This is a genomic window from Tateyamaria sp. syn59 (assembly GCF_007995245.1).
Lineage (GTDB): Bacteria > Pseudomonadota > Alphaproteobacteria > Rhodobacterales > Rhodobacteraceae > Tateyamaria.
Map to the genome: position 1 here is coordinate 1 of NZ_VCBA01000033.1, position 2073 is coordinate 2073.

General features: G+C 71.1%; 3 protein-coding genes. All 3 read right to left on the reverse strand.

The window, feature by feature from the left end; all coding sequences use genetic code 11:
- Positions 1-154, reverse strand: a 154-nt coding sequence (locus FD715_RS21960; RefSeq protein WP_370455448.1) for a response regulator, incomplete at its 3' end; no start/stop codon positions are given.
- Positions 154-1224, reverse strand: a complete 1071-nt coding sequence (locus tag FD715_RS21965) for a nitrogen regulation protein NR(II) (protein ID WP_147115291.1) — start codon at positions 1222-1224, stop codon at positions 154-156. The genes FD715_RS21965 and FD715_RS21960, both read right to left, overlap by 1 nt.
- The coding region (locus tag FD715_RS21970) for a tRNA-dihydrouridine synthase (RefSeq protein WP_147115294.1) at positions 1221-2073 on the reverse strand (853 nt) is incomplete at its 5' end. The genes FD715_RS21970 and FD715_RS21965, both read right to left, overlap by 4 nt.

Below are 2073 nucleotides of genomic sequence, written 5' to 3' on the forward strand. Positions count from 1 at the left end.
AGATCACCAGGTCGCCCTTGCCCTCCTCGACCCAGCGCATCAGCGTCACCAGCGAAGCGGTCGCGTGCACCTTGCAGCCGGCGCGGGTCAGCGCCTGGGTCAGCACGGTGCGGATCGTGCGGTCGTCGTCGGCGACAAGGATCGTGCCGTCCATCAGTTTTCTCCTGCGGGTTCGGGGGCGCGCGGCAAGGACAGCCGGAACACGGTGCGGCCGGGCACGGAATCGACCGAGATCCGGCCGCCATTCTCGCTCACCAGCTTCGAGACCAGCGCCAGCCCGAGGCCGGTGCCGTTCTCGCGGCCGGACACGAAGGGCTCGAACACCTCGGCGGCGATGTCGGGCGGCAGGCCCGGCCCGTCATCCTGCACCTCGATCTGCAGCGGCAGCAGCGCCTGGCTGCCATCGGGCTGGCGGGCGCGCAGCGAGGGCTCGTAGAAGCTCCTCAGCCGGATCGTGCCGCCCGGTCCGCAGGCCTCGGAGGCGTTCTTCAGCAGGTTGAGAACCACCTGCAGCAGCTGGTCGCCATCGGCCAGCGCACGCGGCAGCGAGGGGTCGTAATCCTCGACGAAGCTCATCCGCGCGCCGAAGCCCACGGCGGCCGACTGCCGCGCCCGGTCGAGCACGTCGTGCAGGTTCACCGCGCGCCGCGCCGGCGGGCGCAGGTTGCCGAACTGCTCGACCTGTTCCAGCAGCTTCACGATGCGTCGGCTCTCCTCGACGATCAGGTCGGTCAGCTCGCGATCCTCGGCCGAAAGGTTCATCGACAGCAGTTGCGCCGCGCCGGTGATCCCGGCGAGCGGGTTCTTGATCTCGTGCGCCAGCATCTCGGCCATGCCGATCGCCGAGCGCGCCGCCTTGCCGGAGGCGCTGTGCTGGCCCATCCGGCCCGCCATCTCGCGCGGCGAAATCAGCATCAGCATCCGGCCCTCGCTGCCCGAGAGCGGTGCGAACTGGACGTTGCACTGCACCGGGGCGCGCTCGCCCGAGCCGACATCGACATCGTTGACGAAGAGCGGGCTGGCCTGTGCGCGGGCGCGGTCGAAGGCGCCCTCCAGCGGCGCGTCGATGCCGATCTTGTCCCAGACCGGTGCGCCGACCAGCGCCTTCTGCGACAGGTTGAGAAACAGCTCGGCGGCCGAGTTGGCGTCGAGGATCGCGTCGTCGGGCCCGAGCAGCAGCGCCGGCACCGGCAACGAGTTCCACAGCGCCGCGTCGCCGATCATGCCGCGAGCCTCGCGCCGTCGAGCGCCAGCGGCAGCAGTTCCGGAACGCGCTCGGGCGTGGCGGTCAGCACCTCGCGCCGCAGCGCGTCGGGCGTGGCCGCCTCGTCCATGTACCAGCCGAGATGCTTGCGCGCGACGCGGCCGCCGAGTTCGGCGCCATAGAAGCTCAGCATCGCCTCGTAATGTCCTGACACCATGTCGAGAAATGCCGCGCCTTGCGGGATCTCCGGGGCCGCCTGCCTGGTCAGCGCGGCGGCGATCAGCGCCGGCTGCCACGGCCTCCCCTGCGCGCCGCGCCCGACCATCACAGCGTCGGCCCCGGACAGGTCGAGCGCCTGCTTCGCTGTCGCGCCGTCGACGATGTCGCCATTGGCCACCACCGGGATCGAGACCGCCTCGCGCACCCGGCGGATCGCGGCCCAGTCGGCGGACCCTTTGTAGAACTGGCAGCGGGTGCGGCCGTGGATCGTCACCATCCGCACCCCCGCCCCCTCGGCCCGCCGCGCGATCTCGGGCGCGTTCAGCAGGTCGTCGTCCCAGCCCAGACGGGTCTTCAGCGTCACCGGCAGACCTGTCGCGCCGACCACCGCCTCGATCAGCCGCAGCGCGTGGTCCGGCGTCTTCATCAGCGCCGAGCCCGACAACCCGCCGGTCACCTTCTTGGCCGGACAGCCCATGTTGATGTCGATGATCTTCGCGCCGTTGTCGGCGACCATCTTCGCCGCCTCGGCCATCCAGTAGGGATCGCGCCCGGCCAGCTGCACTGCCGTGTCGGCCTGCTCGAAGCCCAGCTCCGCGCGCTCGCGCACGCCGGGCTTGGCCTGCACCATCTCCTGGCTCGCCACCATC

What these genes read in the sequence shown, in the direction of transcription:
- FD715_RS21965 (WP_147115291.1), bottom strand. Translation starts at nt 1,224, where the DNA reads ATGATCGGCGACGCGGCGCTGTGGAACTCGTTGCCGGTGCCGGCGCTG.